The following is a 19,423-nucleotide window of genomic DNA, read 5'->3' as shown; positions in this document are numbered from 1 at the left end:
TATAATAATTGCAAGAACTTATAAAAAAACTTTTTCCAATTTGTCGTTCTATAACCGGAGAAGGATTTAGAAAAAGCCTTGATATAATAAATCAAGAGCTAGGTGGCATTGTAAATTTATACGAGATAAAAAGCGGTAGTGAGGTTTTTGACTGGGTTGTTCCTGATGAGTGGAATATAAATGATGCTTATATAATAGACCCAGATGGTAATAAAATTTGTGACTTTAAAGTAAATAATTTACATGTTTTAAACTACTCTGAGCCTATAGATAAGGTTATAGATCTAAAAGAACTCGAAGAGCATCTATACTCTTTACCAAGTTTACCAGATGCTATACCCTATACTACAAGTTATTATAAAAGAAGATGGGGTTTTTGTATAACTCACAATGAAAGACAAAAGCTAAAAGATGGCAAATACAGAGTTTTTATAGATTCTAGCTTTAACAAAGATGGTGTTTTAAACTATGGTGATTTTGTGATAAAATCTAGCAGGGATACAAAAGAAGAAATTTTGATATCAACATATCTTTGTCATCCATCTATGGCAAATAATGAGCTAAGTGGTCCAGCTGTTAGTGTTTACCTTGCAAAATGGCTTATGCAAAGAGATGATTTGAAATATAATTATAGATTTGTCTTTATACCTGAGACCATCGGCTCTATCGTTTATCTATCAAGAAATTTAAAGCTCTTGCAAGAAAATGTAAAAGCTGGTTTTGTTTTATCTTGTGTGGGTGATAATGATGCTTATTCGCTTATACATTCACCTAGTGAGGACAATCTAGCCGAAAAAGTAGCTTTTCACATAATGAAAGATAAGCAGAACTTTAAAGAATTTAGTTTTTCAGATGCTGGTAGTGATGAGAGACAGTATTGCTCGCCTTTGGTTGATTTGCCTGTTTGCGGGATTTGTAGGACAAAATACGGCGAGTTTGAGCAGTATCATACTTCAAAAGATGATTTAAACTATGTAAGTCAAAAAGGACTTGAAAATAGCTTGCAAACTATGAAAGATATAATTATGTCTTTAGAGCTTAATAAAAAGTTTATATCAAATGTATTTTGTGAGCCAAATCTAGGCAAAAGAGGTCTTTATCCGACATTTAATTCAGGTTCTTTGGCTATACAAAACAATAGAGCTTATTTTTATAGAAAATTTTTAGCATTTTGTGATGGCAAAAATGATGCCATCGATATAGTGGATAAAATGGGCGATGGCATGAAACTGAATGAATTTGAATACATAATAAAAGCTTTAGTTGAAAATGATTTGATAAGAGTGTCGCGATGAAATATAATAATATATTTATTGTTGGAATTGGAAGAGTGGCCGATAAATGCTTAGCTATAGCATCTAGCTTTTTTAATCAACATGTCCAAAAAATATCATTTACTGATAGTTTTAAAGCCGATTCTTTTTTTAATAAATTGGAAAATAGTTTAATTATAAGTGCTAATAATTTTTATATATTTAAAGAAGAAGCTATAGATAAAAATACAATTATAAATTATCATAATTCTTTATTACCACGACATAGAGGCGCGGGGGCACATATATGGTCTGTTTATGAAAACGATTTTGAAAGTGGTATAACTTGGCATCTTGTTGACAATGGTATTGATACTGGTGATATTATAGTTCAGGAAAAGATTATATTGGATGATAATATAACATCTGGAAAATTGCTGTATAAACAGCATGAATTAGCTATTTCTTCTTTTGAGCTTTGTTTGCATAAACTTCAGAGTAATGATTTTATAAGCAATAATTGGGATAGTAATATGCTATCAAGCATACATAAAAAGAAAGATATCCCAAATAATGGCATACTTGATTTAACATGGGATAAAAAAAAGATTTCTTCTTTTTTAAGATCTATGAATATTGGAATTTTTAAAACAATTCCACTTCCACAGATTATTTTGTTTTCTAATAAGTATGAAATTATAAGTTATGAAATTACTAATAATTCTATAGTTTTAAATTTATATAATCAAAATAATATAAAAATTACTATAGATAATCTTTAAAAGTATTTTTTAGGTATAAATTTTTTATTAAAATTTAGTTATTAACATTTCACAAAAATCAAATTTTCCAAGATTTATTATAACTCCAGAATAAGTCAGTCCTGCGCCAAAGCCAGCCAGCATACATTTTTTCATGCTATAAGTTAATTCATCTTTTGCATTATGACATATGCAAACAGGTATAGTGGAGCTGTTTGAATTGCCATAATAAGTTACAACATTACTAGGAACTTTTTCGTGTGGAAGTTCTAATTTTTGAGCTAGTTTGTCAACCATAAATTTATTTGGTTGATGAAAAAAATAATACTCTATTTCATCTTTACTAAAATTAGAAAAATTTATAGTCTCATTTATATATTTTGATACATTATGCATAACATATTGAAACACCTCTTGGCCATCCATATGTAAACAATTTAAAGAATCACATTTTCCGTATTTTTTGCTGCTAAATTTTTCTTTTTCATCGTTGGTTAAATCTCTAAAACCAAGAGATGGAAAAACCAATGCATCATAAAGTTTTGCATCTACTACGGAATGAAAGTAAATAGGTTCTTTTTCGCTTGTGTTTTCAAGCACTGTTATGCATATCGCATCACCTGTCATAGGATAGCTAGATGTATTACTTCTGTCTGGTTTTTTGTATAATACATCTCCTGTTATTAATATTACTTTTTTTTGCATCTATAATATTATTTAAAAGCATAAAAGCTTGCAAAAGACCGTTTGTAAAACCAGCACACTGCTGTTTGATGTCCATGCAAAATACACTATTGTCTAAGTTTGCTTCGTTCATAATAAGATTAGAAGTTGGTGGTATTAAAAAATCTGGTGTAGTAGTTGAAAGCACGATAGCTGATATATCTTCTTTTCTTAGCATGTTTTTTTTAAACATATAGTTAAGACCAAATCCAGCTATTTTTGATACATATGAGTTATCTTTAAAAATCCTATGTTTATTATATCCCATAGTTTTTTGTAGCTTTATGTTTTGTTTTTGCGATAGCGAATTAAATTCCATATCTTTTTCAAAACTATACTCTGTTTCTGGCAAAAGAGTTAATATGCCTGATATTTTTTTGCCGTAAAAAATCGTTTGCATAAAATTGCTATTCCATGCTGTCTAATATGTCTTGTATTGTTTTGAAATTTTTAACATCTTTCGTATCTATAATTTTTCCAAATTTTTCATCCATCATAACAACATAAGATATAGCTGCCATAGAGTCCCATTCGTCTAGTTCGCTTAGAATAGTTTCTGATTTAAAATCGCTAGTTTTTAAATCTAACAATTCAGCAATAAGTTCCATTTTATTATTTAAATTCATTTTTATATACTTCCTTGTCTTTTATGTTGCATGCAATCATTTATTGTATCGCAAAAATATTTAAATGGTTTTTAAAATTTTGCAAGGGTTAACTTGCTAACTATTTAAAATAATAAGTTATAAATAAACATTAAATCATAGTTTAAATTATTTGAAGAAAAAAATAGTATTATTTTAACAAAAAATTTATGGAAATACTATGATTGTGTCATATTTTGTAGATTCGCTTAAAATAAACAAAGGTGATATTATATTGTTAACTGGAGATTTAACATCTTTGTTATTAAAAATTATTCAAAAAAATAATAATAAAAAAATAATAATAAAAATTATAAATCAAATAATAGATATCATAATCAAAAAAATAGGTAAAGATGGAACATTATTAATACATGCCTTTAATTGGGATTTTTGTAAAGGGCTTGCGTTTGATATAAAAAGATCAAAATGTCAAACGGGCATACTTGGAAAAATAGCTTTAGAAAGAGAAGATTTTTTAAGAACACAGCATCCAATTTATTCATTTGCTGTTTATGGAAAATATGCATATTATTTATCAAATCTTAATAATAAGGGTTCTTTTTCGTGTGATTCTCCATTTGGTTTTTTACACAAGAAAAACGGAAAACAAATTATTATAGATATGTCTTTGAAAGATTCTTTTACTTTTTCACACTATGTAGAAACAATTAATAACGTAAGTTATAGATTTAATAAAACCTTTACTGCTTTATATACTGACATAGAAAATAAAACAGAAATAAGACAATATGATATGTATGTTAGAAACCTTGAACTTGGAGTGATTAATAACATTGAACCTTTAGAAAATATTTTTATTCAGAATAAAGCTATGTGCATAGATTACTTTTATGGAATAAAAATTAGGACAGTAAATTTAGCTATGGCTTTTGATATTATAGAAAATGATATAATAAACAATAAAGCAAAAAATTTATATCAAATAATTAAAAAATAAGAATAAATATATATTTATAAGCTTTTAAATAATATTATTACAATAGTAAAATTATATAAAGGTTGATCATGGAAAAAATAAAAAACCTTTTTGTTAAGATAGACAGAAGTGATATTAATGAAAATATGAAAAATCTAATAACAGATGGACATATAGATTCATTTGATATTGTTATGTTGGTTAATGAAATAGAAGCATTGTATAAAAAACCTCTAAGTGCCAATTTTATTGATGAAAGTAATTTTGAAAGTTTTGAAAGTATTCAAAATATGCTTAAAATAGCATATGGTGCGTAATTGATGATAACAAGTGTTTGTGATTTTTTAGATAATACATGTAGTTTATATCCAGATAAAATAGCTTTTGTTAAAGATGATAGAAATATAAGCTACTTGGAATTTAATATATCAAGCAAAAAAGTAGCTAGTAAGATATTAGAATATGATGTAAGCAGAAAGCCTGTATTGATAATACTATCAAAATCAATAGAGTGCTTGGTGTCTTTTTTGGGTGTGGCAAGAAGTGGAAACTTTTATACTCTTATAGATGAAAATACTCCAAAAGAAAGAATTCTTAAAATAGTAGAAACATTAAAACCAAGTGTTTTAATAACAAGTAAAGAAAATAAACTAGATTTTTTAAACTTACATGCTATATTTTGTGAAGACTTTGAAGACTTTGGCATAGATGAAAATAAATTAAAAATAGCAAAAGAAAATCAAATAGATACTGACTTGCTTTATGTATTTTTTACATCCGGTTCTACCGGTATTCCAAAAGGGGTTAGTATAACTCACAAAAGCGTTATAGACTATACATCTTGGGTTTGCGAAACATTTGATATAACAAAAGATGAGATATTGGCAAACCAGGCACCTTTTTATTTTGATAATTCTATACTTGATATATTTAGTACCATTAAGACCGGAGCTACTTTACATATAGTTCCAAATAGTCTTTTTTCTTTTCCAATAAAAATAATAGAGTATATAAAAAAACATAAAGTATCTTTTATATTTTGGGTTCCATCTGTGCTAATCTATTTTGCAAATACAAACGCTTTTGAAGATGTTTGTTTGCCATGTTTAAAAAAAGTTTTGTTTTGCGGTGAGCCAATGCCAAATAAACAATTAAATATATTAAGAAGGTGCTTAAAAGATACAATTTTTGCAAATTTATATGGCCCTACAGAGATAACCGATGTTTGCTCTTATTATATATGCGATAGAGAGTTTAGAGATGATGATATACTTCCTATAGGCAGAGCTTGTAAAAATATGCAGCTTTTGGTATTTGATGATGATATGAGTTTGATTGATAATAACAATACACAGTCAAAAGGTGAGCTTTATGTAAGAGGTACAGGGCTTAGTGTTGGGTATTACGGTGATAAAGAAAAGACAAACAAGGCTTTTATACAAAATCCTTTGCATGATAATTATGAAGATAAAATTTACAAAACCGGCGATATAGTAAAGTATAATGAGCATGGAGAGCTTTTATGTCTCGGAAGATCTGACGGACAAATAAAAGTTTTAGGTCATAGGGTTGAACTTGGTGAGATAGAAAGCATTATAAACTCACATAAAGATATATTAAATTGTGCTTGTGTATTTTTAGATGATAAAATACATTGCTTTTATGAGTCAGATAAAGATATAAATATAAAAGAGTTTTTAAAAGATAAATTACCAGTGTATATGATTCCAAGAAAATATATAAAATTAGATGGTTTTAGGTATAATCAAAATGGCAAGATAGATAGACAACACCTAGGAGTATGATAAAGATGAATGTTTGGGTTTAGTGTTTTATTTTAAATTATAAAACAATTTTCATCTTTTTTAAACATTTCTAAGAAAAGTTCTAAATTTTTCTTAGCATCAACTACACACACTATAGAACCAGCAAAGTTTTTGCTTTTTAATATATTATTTTCTTCAAGTGTTTTAGCTCTTTTTTCTCTATCGGTTTTTGGATTTATATCTAAATCTCTAACAAAATAATCTATACTCTTTTTTCTTTTATTTCCATTTTCATCTACTAATATTCCACTAAAAGTTTTAAAATATCTATAGCTTATTTTTGCTCGTTGTTCTACATACATATGAAAAGAATAACCATCTTCTTTTAGACCAAGCATAATAATTTTGCCATTATTTTTTGCCAAAACATCATAAGGACTATTTTCTCCAAAACAATTATCAGTTTCTACCAAAAACTCATCTGCTCTTTTTCCATATACAGCAAAAGAAAATATAGGATCGTTTGTTCTTTTTACGCCGTTCATATTTCTAAAAAACTCACCCAACACTCCTACTGTGCTTTTTGAATTTGTTTTGTCATATATTTGATTTTTGCAAAAGCTATATGTAAATGTTGGCATAAGAATGGTTCCATCTTTTCCAACTGCTTTGATAAAAGTGTTGCAAATGCTTAAAAGTAATTCATCTGGTTTGGCAAGAGGTTTTCCAAATTTAAATATGCTACTATGTATGCATATGATATCGCCATTTTTTATACCAAGCTCACTTAAACACTGAGATAAGTCTTCATTGGAAAAAGTTTTTTTATCAAAAGCAAATAATTCTTTCATGCAATCCTCGTTTTTATTTTTATTCAATGTTAGCAAAAAATCAATAAATTATCACTTTTACGACCTATTATTTTATATATAAATTTAAAATAACTTGTGGTAAGATATTAATATTTTAATACTGAGGAATTTTAAGTGATCTATATAAGCGATAATGATATTAAAAATATTATACAAGATAATATAGATCTGGTTACGGAAGTAATGAAAGAATGTTTTATTGCTATTAGCAACAAAGACTACAGCTTAAGTGGTAAGCTTGGTGCATCACATGGTGCAAGAATATCTTATAAAAAGCAAGATAAAGAAAGAATATTTATAGCAATGCCAGGCTATCTTGGAGGAGAATTTAATATCACCGGAACCAAGTGGCACGGACCTATGCTAAAACTACCAAATTTAGATAAAGAATCAAGGTATTTATTAGTTCTTAATGATGCTTTTAGTGGAGTTCCTTTGACTATTATGGATGCGAATTTAATAACACAATACAGAACAGCAGCTGTTAGTGTGTTAGCCGCAATGTTTTTAGCACAAAAAGAAGCAAAGAGTTTGGCTATAGTAGGACCAGGTGTAATAAATACCTTAATAACTACTGGGATTTTAAATCATTTCAAAAATATAAAAGAAATTTTTGTAAAGGGAAGAGGTAAAAAAAGCATAGATATCTTTGTGCAAAAGATTCAAGATAAATATAAAGATGTAAAAATACATATAGTTAGTAAAGTTGAAGATGCTGTAAAAGATGCTGATATAGTAAGCATAAATACTTTGTTGTCTTTTGATAAAATATCTGATATGCCTTTTGTTAAAAAAGATTGGATGAAGCCAAAATCTTTATTTTTATGTTCCGCCTTTGCTTATTTTCCGGATAGTGTTTTAATAAATGGTTCAAACAAAGTTTGTGATCTTTTTGCAATGTATGAAAGTTATGAAAATGAGCTAGGGTTTCCTGCATATAAGTATGCTAGTTTTATAGGAAATAAATTTGCTGATTTGTATTTGGAAGGAAAAATAAAAAAGTCTGATATTTTTGATATTGGGGAAATAATTACTAAAAAAATCCAAATAAAAGATAATGATTTACCAACTATATTTTCAAGTAGCGGATTATCTTTAGAGGATTTAGCCTTAGGTTTTAGGGTGTATCAAAAAGCAAAAGAGTTAAAAATAGGACATAAGATATTTTAGAGACATTTATTTTCTATAGCTAGTTAAGATAAAGTAGGGAGGTGGTAGTGGAAAAACTTTATGAGATTTTAAGAAATATAAACGACGAGATTGATTATGAAGTTGAAGAACATTTGATTGATGATGCTATTTTTTCATCATTTGAGATTTTGGAAAGCATAACTGCATTTGAAGAAGAATTTGGCATAACAATACCCATAGAATATATAGTAGAGGAAAATTTTCAATCAGCAAAAGCAATGCATAAAATGATTAATAAATTGCAGCATACCTCCCCCACTGCTTGATAATACGATATTGAGTTAAATAACATTAATTTATTTATTAATTAGTTCTTGAGAACTTGTTTTAGAATTTATAATCTTTTGTGATAAAGAGACTATTGATATACGTGGCTTATGGTGTGAAACCAACGTATATGATTTAATATAATTAAAAACATCATTAAATATAATGGCTAAACTAGCCATTATGTATTATTTTGTTAGTATAACAATAAAGCTTTCATCTAAAATAGTATCATTTTGACGAGATATGGTGCTTTTGTTGATTTCTATATTTTTAAAAGCTTTGGAATATATCCTCAAAACTTCTTCTTTGTCAAAGTTGTGACATTTCATACCATTTTCTTTATAACCTTGTCTAGAATTATCTTTTTCATATACTATAACATCATATTTTCCATTTTGTACTGCATTTATATGTCTATAATCATTTATGCTTCTTAGGGTTAAAAAGGCTTTTCCGCCTTCTTTTAAAACTCTATATATTTCATGTGCATTTTGTTCCAATTCATCTTTTGTTGCATAAAATAATGCGTTAGAAGATATTAGGGCATCAAAGGCATTATTATCATAAGGTAAATTTGCTATAGTCTTGATAACCTTTAAATCGGCTTTTAAATTTAATGAGTTTATTAGATTGCCTGTGTATTCTATAGCACCTTCTGCTACATCGCATGCATAAGTTTTAAAATCATTCTCCGATAAAAACCTTACATGTCTTCCAGCTCCACAACAAACATCCAAAACACTTGCTTTTTTTGGTAAATTTCTAAAACAAAATCCTACAAATTCCGTATCTGGATATCTTGTGTTGTCTTTTTTGTTTTTAAATGTGTCTGACCAAAAATCTTTGTTTGATTGCATATTTATTCCTTTTTATAAATTTAAATTATCATATTATATCTTATTTATCGTAAAGGATAAATTTAATAGTTATAGTTTATTTAAGATTAAAATACAACTCGTCTGTTTTAAGTGTTGACAATGCAAGCTCTAAATCTTTTTTTGCATCTATAGAGCATATGATAGAACCAGCAAAATTTTCAACTTTTAGTATATTATTATCTTCAAGTATTTTTAATCTTTTATTAGAATCCAATATAGGATTTATGTCCAAGTTTCTAACATAGTATTCAATGGTTTTTTCTTTGGATTTTCCATATTCATCTATAATAATTCCATTAAATTTTTTAAAATATCTATAACTGACATTTGCTTGTTGTTCTGTATAGATGTAAAATGTATATCCATCTTCTTTAAGCCCAAACATAAGCATTTTTCCATCGTTTTTGGCTAGAACATCATAAGGACTATTTTCGCCAAAACAATTATCTGTTTCTACTAAAAACTCATCTGCTCTTTTTCCATATACAGCAAAAGAAAATATAGGATCGTTTGTTCTTTTAACTCCATCCATTTTTCTAAAAAACTCACCCAATACCCCAACCCTGCTTTTCGAATTTACCTTGTCATATATCTCATTTTTACAAAAACTATATGTGAAAGTTGGCATTAAAACTGTTCCTTTTTCTCCAACAGTATCTAAAAATACATCACATATACTATATAGTAGTTCATCTGGCTTTAAAAGAGGTTTCCCAAATTCAAATATTCTACTATGTATACATATACAATCACCATCTTTTATACCTAATCTTTTTAGGCATTCAAGCAAATCTTTATCTGTAAATTTTTTATCATCAAAACTAAATAATTCTTTCATATTTTATTCTTTTAAATTTTTTTATATTATATTATATTTCAGCTATATTAAATAATAAATTTTTAAAAAAGTATATATAAATAAAACTTTAGTATAATATATTAAATTAATAAAATATTATCTTTCAGGCGAAATTATGAAAAAAATTAGAGATTTACTACAAGAAATAAACGATGAGATTGATTATGATAAAGAGGAAAAACTTATAGACGATGGTCTTTTTTCATCTTTTGATATAATAGAATGTATTGCTTTGATTGAGAAAAATTTTAGCATAAAAATTCCAGCTAGTTATATAAAACAAGATAATTTTCAGTCAGTAAAAAATATTAGCAAAATGATTAAAAAAATACAAACATTAAATTAAATATATGATATCTATTATGCTCTAGTATTATGTTAAAATTAAGCATCGTTAACAAGTTCCAGATTTTTAGTATCAACCGCACATAATAAACTCACTAATTTCTTGGCTTTTGGTATGCTATTTTTTAAGTGTTGCAACTCTTGCAGTCTATAAAAGACTAATTCATAATACAAGATTTACCTTATGAATTTTTATATAAAATACTTGATATTCTTTGTAAATATTCAATAATAGTCCATAGTGTTTAGTGATAGTATGTGCTACTGTATATTTTATCAAATCATCAAAAATTCTGTTTTAAATGGAAAATATTTTTTATTTTATATCTTTGATTTTATATTTTCTATCATTTTATGTATGTTTTGAGCAGAACTAAAATTATCATGATTTATATATTCTGGTGGAATTTGTATATCAAACTCTTCTTCAATTTCAGTAATGCATTGCAAGATATCAAATGATGAAAATAGTCCACGCTCTACCATGTTGATTTCTTTTTCGTAGTCAATTGTGTTGTTTATCTTTTTTAAAATATTTATTATTTCTTTCATATTTTACCTTTGTTACCATCGCATATTTTTTTATTTAATTTTACTCTATCTATCTTGCCATTTTTATTTATAGGAAGTTTGTCTTCTTTGTAGATAATATTTGGTAGCATAAACATAGGAAGTCTTTGCTTTAGCGTATTTAAAATCTCATTTTTATCGGCATTTCCTTCAAAAAACAAGGCTAATTTCTCTTTTTCCCATACTGCACAAGCTCTTTCTATATCAAGTCCTAAATTTAAAACCTCAGTTTCTATCTCTATTAGCTCTATCCTGTGTCCTAATCTTTTTATCTGAAAATCAGCCCTACCTTTGTAGTGCAAGTCACCTTGCTCATCTAAAAAACCTAAATCACCAGTTTTATACACTCTCTCGTTGTAGCTTAAATTCATAGGATTTTGTATAAAGGCATCTTCTTTTATAAAATTTAAATACCCAATAGCCAAGCAACGACCGGATACGCAAATTTCGCCTATTTTATTTGGCTCGTTTATGATTTTTTCATCCTGCATTAAAAATACTTTTCTGTTTTCAAAGGCCTTGCCTATGGGCACGCTATCCTTATCAAAGTCTTCATCTTTTAGTATATGATAGGTACAGTTGCAAGTAATCTCTGTTGGGCCATAAGCGTTTATAAATGTGCAGTCTGGCAAATAATCTTTTATTCTATTTAAATGCATTTTTGGCATTATTTCACCACTATAAATTATCTTTTTTATATCTAACTTTTTATAGCTCAAAGCTCGCATAGTTGATAAAAATACTAAAGCACTAACGGCCCATATTAGAGTATTTGCTTTTGAATTATGCAAATAATCCATCAAAGATATAGGGTTTGTGAAGTATTTTTTAGGTATCAATACCACGGTTGCACCCAAATATAGCCCAGAATATATGTCTTTCACGCTTAAATCAAAATCAAATGGAGCTTGGTTTGCAAGTATATCTTCGCTTGAGATTTTTAATGTTTTAGTGAAAATCGGTATAAAATCAAGCACATTAGAATGGTTTGTTAGCACTCCTTTTGGCTCTCCAGTACTTCCGCTTGTGAAATTGCAATACAAAGGTTTTAAATCTGTATGCGATTCTCTTGTAGCTTTTAATTTTTTATTGTTGATATTTGTATTTAATATAATATCGGCTTTTACAACCATATTATTACCAAAAATTTCAATAGCTTTTTCATAATTATCATTATCGCATACTACTATAGAAGCATTTAGTGCATTTGCTATTTTTAATGCTCTTTGTTTTGGTAGCGATGTGTCTATAATGCTATAAAATCCACCAGCATAAACGCTACCAAACATTATAGCTAGGCATTTTATTGATTTTTCCATATATATAACTATTGGTTGATCTGTATTAAAATAACTTCCAGCTTGCTGTGAAAGCATTAGTAGTTTTTTAAAATTTATTTCGCCATTTATATCTTTAAATGCTATTTTACTTGGATTTTCGTTTGCTTGTTTTTCTAGCCAATATAGTACATTATTTTCCAGAGATTTTATCCTTAATTTTTTATGTTATTCGCAAAATTATATTTTTTATTTTGTCAATGTTATCAATAATTGATCATCTAAAAACGTATCGTTTCCGTGACTTAAAGAAAATCTATCTATTTGTATATTTTTAAATGTCTTGGAAAATATCCTCAAGGCTTCTTCCTTGTCAAAATAATAACACTTTAATCCATTTTCTTTGTATGCTTGTTTTTTGTTATCTTGCTCGTTTATTATTATTTCATATTTACTATTTTTTATACTATTTGTATATCTATAATCTTGTATGCTTCTTACTTTTATATATGCTTTAGCGCCATTTTTTAAAATTCTATAAAATTCATAGGCTGATTTTTCTATCTCTTCTTTTGTTGCATAGTATAATGCACCATAGCAAACTATGCCATCAAAAAAGTTATCATTATATGGTAAATCATCACCAGCCTTGATAAATTTCACATCCGCTTTTAAATTTGATTCTTGCAATAGATTTTTAGTATGTTCAACACCGCTTGTAGTTACATCACAAGCATAAGTATTAAATCCATTTTCGGCTAAAAACTTAGTATGTCTTCCCCCACCACAATAAAGATCTAATATATTTCCATTTTTTGGAAAATTTATAAAGGCAAAGCTTACTAGTTCTGATTCTGGGTATCTTGCATGATGTTTTTTATCTTGTAAAAAATCATTCCAATGCGATACATTTGACATATTAGATCCCCTAGATTTTAATTAATTTAGTATTATAAACAACATGATATTAATTAAGCATTAAATCTAAAGATTGTTTATTGTGATATTAAACATGATATTTGTGATTTGATAAAAAATACATGAGAAAAGAGTGGCATTTTATGTTTTTTGTAAATTATAAGGCATGTGTTAAAAAACTGTGTATAAATTTTGAAAAATAGTGGTGGGTTCACCAGGACTCGAACCTGGGACCATCCGGTTATGAGCCGGATGCTCTAACCAACTGAGCTATGAACCCACTAAGTTAAGTTAAAGAAGTTGGAATTATACAAAAAATAACCTTATATAAAAATAAATTTTTAGATAATCCAATTATTATTTTTCATAAGGTGTAGTTATATATCCTTGTTTGCTAAGAGCCCTCATTCCACCTTCAAATATGGTTATATTTAAATCAGGTGTATCTATAAGATCGGCAACAAAAGCACTTCTTCTTCCACTTCTACAAATAATAGCAAATGGTTTTGTCATATCTACTTCATCGCTGATTTCACTCCAAAGTTTTCTTTTATCTTTGCTAAACTCAATTATCTTTGCGCCTTTTATGATCCCTGTTTCTCTTATTTCTATTGGCACTCTCATATCTATGATTTGATCAAATTTTTCTACATTCGCAGGGGTTGCTGGAATAGATGCAACTTGTGAAAACAGGTCTAGCACACAAAATGCTAATATGTATATCTTTTTCATTTTTAATCCTTATAAGGTACTGTCTTATAACCTTCGCTCATAATTTTCATCATTCCGCCCTCTAAATTTATAACTTTAATATCAGGAGAGTCTATCATATGAGTAGCCATCATGCTTCTGTGTCCACTTCTGCATATCAAAGCAAATGGCTTTTTTATATCTATGCTTGATTTTAAGCTGTCCATGAACTCATTTTTGTCATTGATAAGAGTTATAGTTTTGGCTCCTTTGATGATTCCTGTTTCGCGCCATTCTGCGGGAGTTCTTATGTCTACTATTTGATCTATTTTTGATATATTATCAATATCAGCTGGTATACTTACAATCTCTCCAAAAAGAGTAGCGCAGCAGGCAAATGGAAGTAGCGACTTGTTCATAAATTTTTTTATCCTTAATATTTTTTTTATTATATTGAGCATAATATATAATAAAAAACTAAATAAAAACACAATTTTTTATTATAATATTTATACATAAAGAAAATAAAAAAAATAAAAATATATTTAAAAGTATGTAATACATAATATTTAATAGTCATCGCATACAAGCGAAAGATAATTAAAATTTAGTAAAATTATAAAAAACAAAAATTATAATGTATAAATATTTTAGATTTGGTTGGTGCTGTGATAAAAAGATGTGAATGGTGTGAAAAAGATGAAATTTATAGAAACTACCACGATAATGAGTGGGGAGAAATCTTTGATGACGATAGGAAATTTTTTGAGTTTTTGATCCTTGAGATAATGCAAGCCGGACTTTCTTGGCATACGGTGCTTAAAAAAAGAGAAGATATGAGAGTTGCTTTTGATGAGTTTGATCCAAATAAAATAGCCCTTTATGATGATGAAAAGATAGATGATTTATTAAAAAATAGTTTAATTATCAAAAATAGACTAAAAATTTCATCTTTACCTATAAATGCAAAAGCTTTTTTAAGCATATGTGATGAGTTTGGTTCATTTTACAACTATATATGGAAATTTACAAATTTCAAACAGATAAAAAATAGATACGATAATATAAAACAGATACCAACAAAAACAAATTTGAGCGATATTGTTTCAAAGGATTTAAAAAAGCGAGGATTTAAATTTGTGGGAAGTATAGGGATATACTCTTTTTTGCAAGCTTGTGGTGTTGTTAACGATCATTTATCGTATTGTTTTAAATTTAAGGAAAATTAGCTAAAATTTTGTATAAAACTTAAAAAAGGCTAAAATTGAAAAAGGTTCATTTTATAGGCATTGGCGGTATTGGTATTAGTGCTATTGCGAGATTTTTAAATGAAAAAGGTTATAAAATAAGCGGTAGCGATATAGCAGATAGTAAAACTACAAAAGAGCTTAGAAATGAAGGCATTGAGGTTTTGGTACCACACTGCAAAGAGGCTATAAAAGATCAGGATTTTGTAGTGTATTCAGCCGCTATAAAAGATGACAATATAGAGCTAATCACAGCAAGAAAAAAGGGCATAAACTGCTTATCTAGAAAAGAGGCTTTGCCTTATGTTTTGGATGATAAAAAGGTATTTGCTATAGCTGGAGCGCATGGAAAAAGCACTACAACAGCTATGCTTGCTAGCTTGATAGAAGGCTCTACGATAATAGGTGCGGTTTCTAAACAATTTGGTTCAAATATGCGATATGCACAAAGTGAAAATATAGTTTTTGAAGCAGATGAGAGTGATTCTAGCTTTTTAAACTCAAATCCATACTTGGCCATAGTTACAAATGCGGAGCCTGAACATATGGAGCATTATAACTATGACTTGGAAAAATTTTATGCTGCTTACCGTGGTTTTTTAGAAAGAGCAAAAGTTAGAGTTATAAATGCTGAAGATGATTTTTTAAAAACACTTGATATAGAAGCCATAAAGCTTTATCCAAGCAAGGACATAACTCAAATGAGTATGGTTGTGAGAGATTTTAAGCCATATACAAGTTTTTTGCTTAAAGATTTGGGTAAGTTTGAAGTGTTTGGAATGGGTAGACATATAGCTATCGATGCTTCACTTGCTATTTTAGCAGCTATGCATGATAGACCTCTTAAAGAAATAAGAGAGAATTTATTAAATTTTTGTGGTATCAAGAAGAGATTTGATATATTACATGCCGATAAAGAGTATGTTCTTATAGATGATTATGGACATCATCCAACAGAGATAAAAGCTACTTTAAGCTCTGTGTTTGAGTATGCAAAATTGCTTGGTATCACTCGTGTAACAGCTATATTTCAGCCACATAGATATTCAAGACTAAAAGCAAATTTGCAAGGTTTTGCGGAGTGCTTTGAGGGGGTTAGCGGACTTGTTATACTTCCTGTTTATGCGGCTGGTGAAGCTGAGGAGCATATAGATCTAAAAGAGGGCTTTAAACAATACAATCCGATATTTGCTGATGAGATAAAAAGGGTTGATTATGGCATTGAATTTGATGATGAGTTTGGTGTAAAACATCGTTTGACTGATGGTATAGTTGTAGGCTTTGGTGCCGGAAGTATAAGTATTCAACTAAGAGGAAATAAATAGTGCAAGAAATTTTAGACCTAGAAACAAAACAAGAAAATGAAATTTTAAAAATCATAAAAAACGAAACGATAGATGAAGCTAATATTCAAAAGCTTATAAATACAGGTAAAAAAGATATACTAATACATCTTGCCAGACATCAAAAACTCACACAAGAACATATATCTATGATGATAGAAAACTCTCCTTATATGGGTATAAAAATGATCGTAAAAAATCAAGAGATAAGCCCTGAAAATAAAGAGCTAATACTAAAAAAGATGAATAAAATGCCAAAATTATACGAAGAACTTTTACAAGAAGCAAAGGAGCTAAAATGGTAAGAATTTTATTTTTGATAGTTGCTTTTGTTATTTTTCTTATGGCTATTTGGGCTATAAAAGATGAACAACTTAATAAAAAATTTAAAGCTTTTATCGTTTTTATCGTGTTGCTTTTCATAGGTTTTGCATATTTTTATGAGAGCAATGTTGATGATATAGGTGAAAAAAATATGAGTATTTTAAATCAATTTAGACAAGGTAAAACTATAATTTGTGGTGATCAAAATATTAGCAAAGATAAATTTAATTATGAGTTTGGAACCTCTTCTTTTATGGCAAAGCGAGAATTTATAGAGCTTTCAGGAGTTATAGTAAATATTTCAGAGTGTGAATATGAAAAATAATTTAGATGAGATTTTTTCAAAGCTTGATTTAAATGAGTATTTGGATCATTTAAACTCTTTTTTATCAAGAGAGAAAACACTTTTTATAAGTGGAGATAGAAATATACATTATGAAAATATTTTAGAGCTTTGCAAGTATGATTTTGATTCTCCTCAAAAGATACAAAATTTAGATGACGCCCTTGCTAGACTTGGAAAACAAGGCATTTTGCATATAACAGAAATAGGCGAATTTTCTAAAATTTTAAACTATTTTTTGTATTTAAAGGGTCTGAAATTTGAAAATAGACTTGGCGAATGGATAGCAAAAATTGATATATTTCCAACAATGCTTGAACTTGCAAAAAGCTTTGATAAAAAAGGCGAGTTAAAAGATAGTGTTGATGAGAGATTTTTGCAGATAAAAGAGAGCATAAGCATAAAGAAAAAACAGATAGATGCCGAGCTTAGAAGGCTTATTTATACAAAAAGCTTAAGCCCTTATCTTGTAGATACTCAGGTGCATTTTATAAATGATAGCGAAACTCTTTTGGTTAGGGGAGGGTTTAATCACTTTTTAAAAGGTGTGGTTATAGCAAGAAGTTCTGGCGGGTATTTTTATGTTATGCCAAGTAGTATCGAAAATCTAAAAAAAGAGCAAAGCGAACTTATTAGTAAGAAAGAAGAGATAGTTTTTGAATATGCAAAACAATTTAGTGCTTTGATGAATAAGGCTTTGCCATTTTTGAAATTTATAAATAATGCTTTTGATGTTTTTGATGCTTATCAAGCTAGAGTTTTGATGGCTAAAACTTATGATTTTGACTTTGTTTTACCTGATAATAGCAATGATATAAGGCTTAAAGACTTCGCCCATCCAGCATTAAAAAATCCAAAAAGTATAAGTGTGGATTTTTCTAAAAAGGTTCTTTTGATAACCGGCGTAAATGCAGGTGGAAAATCGATGCTTTTAAAATCCATAATAACATCTTGTTTGCTAGCAAAATATCTAATGCCAATGAGAATAAACCCAAATGAGTCTAAGATAGGCTCTTTTAAAGAATTTGATGCAATCATAGAAGATCCACAAAATGTAAAAAATGATATCTCGACATTTGCTGGAAGAATGGTTAATTTTTCAAAACTTTTTTCAAAAAAATCTTTCGTTATAGGTGTTGATGAGATAGAACTTGGAACTGATTTTGAAGAGGCTGCAAGTTTATATAGTGTGCTTATACAAAAGCTTATATCGCAAGATATAAAGATGGTTATAACAACTCATCATAAACGCCTTGCAATGCTTTTATCAAAAAATGAAAATGTAGAGCTTGTAGCTGCGCTTTATGATGAGGTTTTGCAAAGACCAAAATTTGAGTTTTTAAAAGGAACCATAGGCAAATCTTATGCTTTTGAAACGGCTTTGAGATACGGCATACCTTCAAATTTAGTAAGTGAATCAAAAAAGGCTTACGGTGAAGATAAAGAAAATCTAAATGAAATTATCACAAAGACATTAAATCTACAAAGTGAGCTAAAAACCAAGCTTGATGAGACAAATAAAAAAGAGCAAAAACTAGACAGTTTGCTTGCTAATTTAAAAGAGCAAAAAGAAAAAGATGAACTAAAAATTTCACAAACCATAAGCAAATTAGAACACGAATATATGATGGCTATAAATAAAGCAAAAGAGTCAATAAATCTAAAAGATATAAAGGAAAAACATAGAGTCATAAATGCTGCTCACGAGATGAAAAAGTATATACAAAAGCCACAAAATCAAAAACCAAAAGAGCTAAAAGTAGGCGACAATATAAAATACAATAAAATAAAAGGTGTAATTATATCTATCACAAAAAACGATGCTATGATACAAAGCGATGGGATTAAACTTCGTGTGCCTCTTAGTTTTTTATCAAAAAATGAAAATGCACAACAACCGCAAACAACGAAATCTCAAGTAAAGGTCAAGGTTCAAAAGCCAAAAACAGCAAATGTAGTTTTGGATTTGCACGGTTTAAGAGCTGATGAGGCGATAGGAAAACTTGATAAGTTTATAAGTGATAGTCTTATTATGGGATTTGATGAGGTTAGCGTTTATCATGGGATTGGAACCGGAAAATTGGCTTTTGCTGTTAAGGAGTTTTTAAAATCTCATCCGAGTGTTAAGGATTTTTTTGATGCTCCTCCAAATCAAGGTGGATTTGGAGCAAAAATAGTTCGTTTTTAGCCTTAAAATTTTTAAAAAAGC

25 protein-coding genes and 1 tRNA gene are annotated in these 19,423 nt (G+C 28.3%); 13 read left to right on the top strand and 13 right to left on the bottom strand.

What is annotated here, in order from left to right; translation table 11 throughout:
* Window positions 1-8: 8 nt before the first annotated feature.
* Entirely contained in the window at window positions 9-1,295 is a 1,287-nt protein-coding gene (locus CPIN18021_RS08435) for a DUF4910 domain-containing protein (RefSeq protein WP_078423950.1), read from the top strand.
* A complete protein-coding gene (locus CPIN18021_RS08430) occupies window positions 1,292-2,035 on the top strand; it encodes a formyltransferase family protein (protein WP_078423949.1) in 744 nt (247 codons plus the stop codon). Before CPIN18021_RS08435 ends, CPIN18021_RS08430 begins: the two co-directional genes overlap by 4 nt.
* A gap of 27 nt (window positions 2,036-2,062) precedes the next feature.
* On the opposite strand, the gene CPIN18021_RS08425 is transcribed toward CPIN18021_RS08430, so the two are convergent.
* From CPIN18021_RS08425 to CPIN18021_RS08415, 3 genes are read right to left on the bottom strand one after another with little or no spacing between them, the layout of a single operon-like run.
* Window positions 2,063-2,719, bottom strand: coding sequence for a 3-oxoacyl-[acyl-carrier-protein] synthase III C-terminal domain-containing protein (locus CPIN18021_RS08425; RefSeq protein WP_078424825.1), 657 nt, complete (start codon window positions 2,717-2,719; stop codon window positions 2,063-2,065).
* Window positions 2,658-3,137: a hypothetical protein gene (locus tag CPIN18021_RS08420; protein ID WP_078424824.1), complete on the bottom strand. Its 480-nt coding sequence runs from the start codon at window positions 3,135-3,137 to the stop codon at window positions 2,658-2,660. The genes CPIN18021_RS08425 and CPIN18021_RS08420 overlap by 62 nt, the downstream gene beginning before the upstream one ends.
* A gap of 7 nt (window positions 3,138-3,144) precedes the next feature.
* Window positions 3,145-3,363, bottom strand: a complete 219-nt coding sequence (locus CPIN18021_RS08415; RefSeq protein WP_078423947.1) for an acyl carrier protein — start codon at window positions 3,361-3,363, stop codon at window positions 3,145-3,147.
* 199 nt (window positions 3,364-3,562) lie between these two features.
* Here CPIN18021_RS08415 and CPIN18021_RS08410 point away from each other — a divergent pair, with 199 nt between their 5' ends.
* The 3 genes from CPIN18021_RS08410 (at window position 3,563) to CPIN18021_RS08400 (ending at window position 6,126) form a co-directional block, all read left to right on the top strand.
* Window positions 3,563-4,342: an AAC(3) family N-acetyltransferase gene (locus CPIN18021_RS08410; protein WP_078423946.1), complete on the top strand. Its 780-nt coding sequence runs from the start codon at window positions 3,563-3,565 to the stop codon at window positions 4,340-4,342.
* A 68-nt stretch (window positions 4,343-4,410) separates the two neighbouring features.
* The gene (locus CPIN18021_RS08405; RefSeq protein ID WP_078423945.1) at window positions 4,411-4,638 is read left to right on the top strand and encodes an acyl carrier protein; all 228 of its coding nucleotides are present in this window, start codon (window positions 4,411-4,413) and stop codon (window positions 4,636-4,638) included.
* Between the two features lie 3 nt (window positions 4,639-4,641).
* Window positions 4,642-6,126, top strand: coding sequence for an amino acid adenylation domain-containing protein (locus CPIN18021_RS08400; protein ID WP_078424889.1), 1,485 nt, complete (start codon window positions 4,642-4,644; stop codon window positions 6,124-6,126).
* 32 nt (window positions 6,127-6,158) lie between these two features.
* Here the strand turns inward: CPIN18021_RS08400 and CPIN18021_RS08395 are convergent, their stop codons facing one another.
* The gene (locus tag CPIN18021_RS08395; RefSeq protein WP_078423944.1) at window positions 6,159-6,938 is read right to left on the bottom strand and encodes an AAC(3) family N-acetyltransferase; all 780 of its coding nucleotides are present in this window, start codon (window positions 6,936-6,938) and stop codon (window positions 6,159-6,161) included.
* Between the two features lie 135 nt (window positions 6,939-7,073).
* On the opposite strand from CPIN18021_RS08395, the gene CPIN18021_RS08390 reads away from it, so the two are divergent.
* Both CPIN18021_RS08390 and CPIN18021_RS08385 read left to right on the top strand, forming a co-directional pair.
* Window positions 7,074-8,129: a Rossmann-fold NAD(P)-binding domain-containing protein gene (locus tag CPIN18021_RS08390; RefSeq protein ID WP_078423943.1), complete on the top strand. Its 1,056-nt coding sequence runs from the start codon at window positions 7,074-7,076 to the stop codon at window positions 8,127-8,129.
* A gap of 47 nt (window positions 8,130-8,176) precedes the next feature.
* On the top strand, window positions 8,177-8,416 hold the full coding sequence (locus CPIN18021_RS08385) for a hypothetical protein (RefSeq protein WP_078423942.1): 240 nt from the start codon (window positions 8,177-8,179) through the stop codon (window positions 8,414-8,416).
* A 189-nt stretch (window positions 8,417-8,605) separates the two neighbouring features.
* On the opposite strand, the gene CPIN18021_RS08380 is transcribed toward CPIN18021_RS08385, so the two are convergent.
* Window positions 8,606-9,277: a class I SAM-dependent methyltransferase gene (locus CPIN18021_RS08380; protein ID WP_078423941.1), complete on the bottom strand. Its 672-nt coding sequence runs from the start codon at window positions 9,275-9,277 to the stop codon at window positions 8,606-8,608.
* A 76-nt stretch (window positions 9,278-9,353) separates the two neighbouring features.
* Window positions 9,354-10,136 carry an AAC(3) family N-acetyltransferase gene (locus tag CPIN18021_RS08375; RefSeq protein WP_078424823.1) on the bottom strand — a complete coding sequence of 261 codons (783 nt, stop codon included), beginning with the start codon at window positions 10,134-10,136 and terminating at the stop codon, window positions 9,354-9,356.
* Between the two features lie 136 nt (window positions 10,137-10,272).
* Between CPIN18021_RS08375 and CPIN18021_RS08370 the strand changes: the two genes are divergently transcribed.
* Entirely contained in the window at window positions 10,273-10,503 is a 231-nt protein-coding gene (locus tag CPIN18021_RS08370; protein ID WP_078423939.1) for an acyl carrier protein, read from the top strand.
* A gap of 38 nt (window positions 10,504-10,541) precedes the next feature.
* On the opposite strand, the gene CPIN18021_RS09145 is transcribed toward CPIN18021_RS08370, so the two are convergent.
* From CPIN18021_RS09145 to CPIN18021_RS08340, 7 genes are all read right to left on the bottom strand, one after another.
* On the bottom strand, window positions 10,542-10,676 hold the full coding sequence (locus CPIN18021_RS09145) for a hypothetical protein (RefSeq protein ID WP_257617001.1): 135 nt from the start codon (window positions 10,674-10,676) through the stop codon (window positions 10,542-10,544).
* A 147-nt stretch (window positions 10,677-10,823) separates the two neighbouring features.
* Window positions 10,824-11,054 carry an acyl carrier protein gene (locus CPIN18021_RS08365; RefSeq protein WP_078423938.1) on the bottom strand — a complete coding sequence of 77 codons (231 nt, stop codon included), beginning with the start codon at window positions 11,052-11,054 and terminating at the stop codon, window positions 10,824-10,826.
* The gene (locus CPIN18021_RS08360; protein WP_226996012.1) at window positions 11,051-12,553 is read right to left on the bottom strand and encodes an AMP-binding protein; all 1,503 of its coding nucleotides are present in this window, start codon (window positions 12,551-12,553) and stop codon (window positions 11,051-11,053) included. Before CPIN18021_RS08360 ends, CPIN18021_RS08365 begins: the two co-directional genes overlap by 4 nt.
* A gap of 45 nt (window positions 12,554-12,598) precedes the next feature.
* Entirely contained in the window at window positions 12,599-13,267 is a 669-nt protein-coding gene (locus CPIN18021_RS08355; RefSeq protein ID WP_078423936.1) for a class I SAM-dependent methyltransferase, read from the bottom strand.
* A gap of 203 nt (window positions 13,268-13,470) precedes the next feature.
* A tRNA-Ile gene (locus tag CPIN18021_RS08350) sits at window positions 13,471-13,547 on the bottom strand.
* A 77-nt stretch (window positions 13,548-13,624) separates the two neighbouring features.
* Complete coding sequence (locus tag CPIN18021_RS08345) at window positions 13,625-13,999, bottom strand: rhodanese-like domain-containing protein (RefSeq protein ID WP_069638138.1); 375 nt, start codon at window positions 13,997-13,999, stop codon at window positions 13,625-13,627.
* Window positions 14,000-14,001: 2 nt separating this feature from the next.
* On the bottom strand, window positions 14,002-14,376 hold the full coding sequence (locus CPIN18021_RS08340; protein WP_078423935.1) for a rhodanese-like domain-containing protein: 375 nt from the start codon (window positions 14,374-14,376) through the stop codon (window positions 14,002-14,004).
* Between the two features lie 249 nt (window positions 14,377-14,625).
* Between CPIN18021_RS08340 and CPIN18021_RS08335 the strand changes: the two genes are divergently transcribed.
* Genes CPIN18021_RS08335 through CPIN18021_RS08315 form a run of 5 tightly spaced genes read left to right on the top strand, consistent with a single transcriptional unit; the run spans window position 14,626 to window position 19,402 of the window.
* Window positions 14,626-15,186: a DNA-3-methyladenine glycosylase I gene (locus CPIN18021_RS08335; protein ID WP_418225516.1), complete on the top strand. Its 561-nt coding sequence runs from the start codon at window positions 14,626-14,628 to the stop codon at window positions 15,184-15,186.
* A 35-nt stretch (window positions 15,187-15,221) separates the two neighbouring features.
* On the top strand, window positions 15,222-16,529 hold the full coding sequence (gene murC, locus CPIN18021_RS08330) for a UDP-N-acetylmuramate--L-alanine ligase (RefSeq protein ID WP_078424821.1): 1,308 nt from the start codon (window positions 15,222-15,224) through the stop codon (window positions 16,527-16,529).
* The gene (locus tag CPIN18021_RS08325) at window positions 16,529-16,852 is read left to right on the top strand and encodes a hypothetical protein (RefSeq protein ID WP_078424820.1); all 324 of its coding nucleotides are present in this window, start codon (window positions 16,529-16,531) and stop codon (window positions 16,850-16,852) included. The genes murC and CPIN18021_RS08325 overlap by 1 nt, the downstream gene beginning before the upstream one ends.
* On the top strand, window positions 16,846-17,196 hold the full coding sequence (locus tag CPIN18021_RS08320) for a hypothetical protein (RefSeq protein ID WP_078423932.1): 351 nt from the start codon (window positions 16,846-16,848) through the stop codon (window positions 17,194-17,196). The genes CPIN18021_RS08325 and CPIN18021_RS08320 overlap by 7 nt, the downstream gene beginning before the upstream one ends.
* Complete coding sequence (locus CPIN18021_RS08315) at window positions 17,186-19,402, top strand: endonuclease MutS2 (protein ID WP_078424819.1); 2,217 nt, start codon at window positions 17,186-17,188, stop codon at window positions 19,400-19,402. Before CPIN18021_RS08320 ends, CPIN18021_RS08315 begins: the two co-directional genes overlap by 11 nt.
* Window positions 19,403-19,423: the final 21 nt, after the last annotated feature.

Source organism: Campylobacter pinnipediorum subsp. caledonicus, from assembly GCF_002022005.1.
In the GTDB taxonomy this organism is placed as follows: domain Bacteria; phylum Campylobacterota; class Campylobacteria; order Campylobacterales; family Campylobacteraceae; genus Campylobacter_A; species Campylobacter_A caledonicus.
This window is presented reverse-complemented; position numbering and strand designations above follow the sequence as displayed.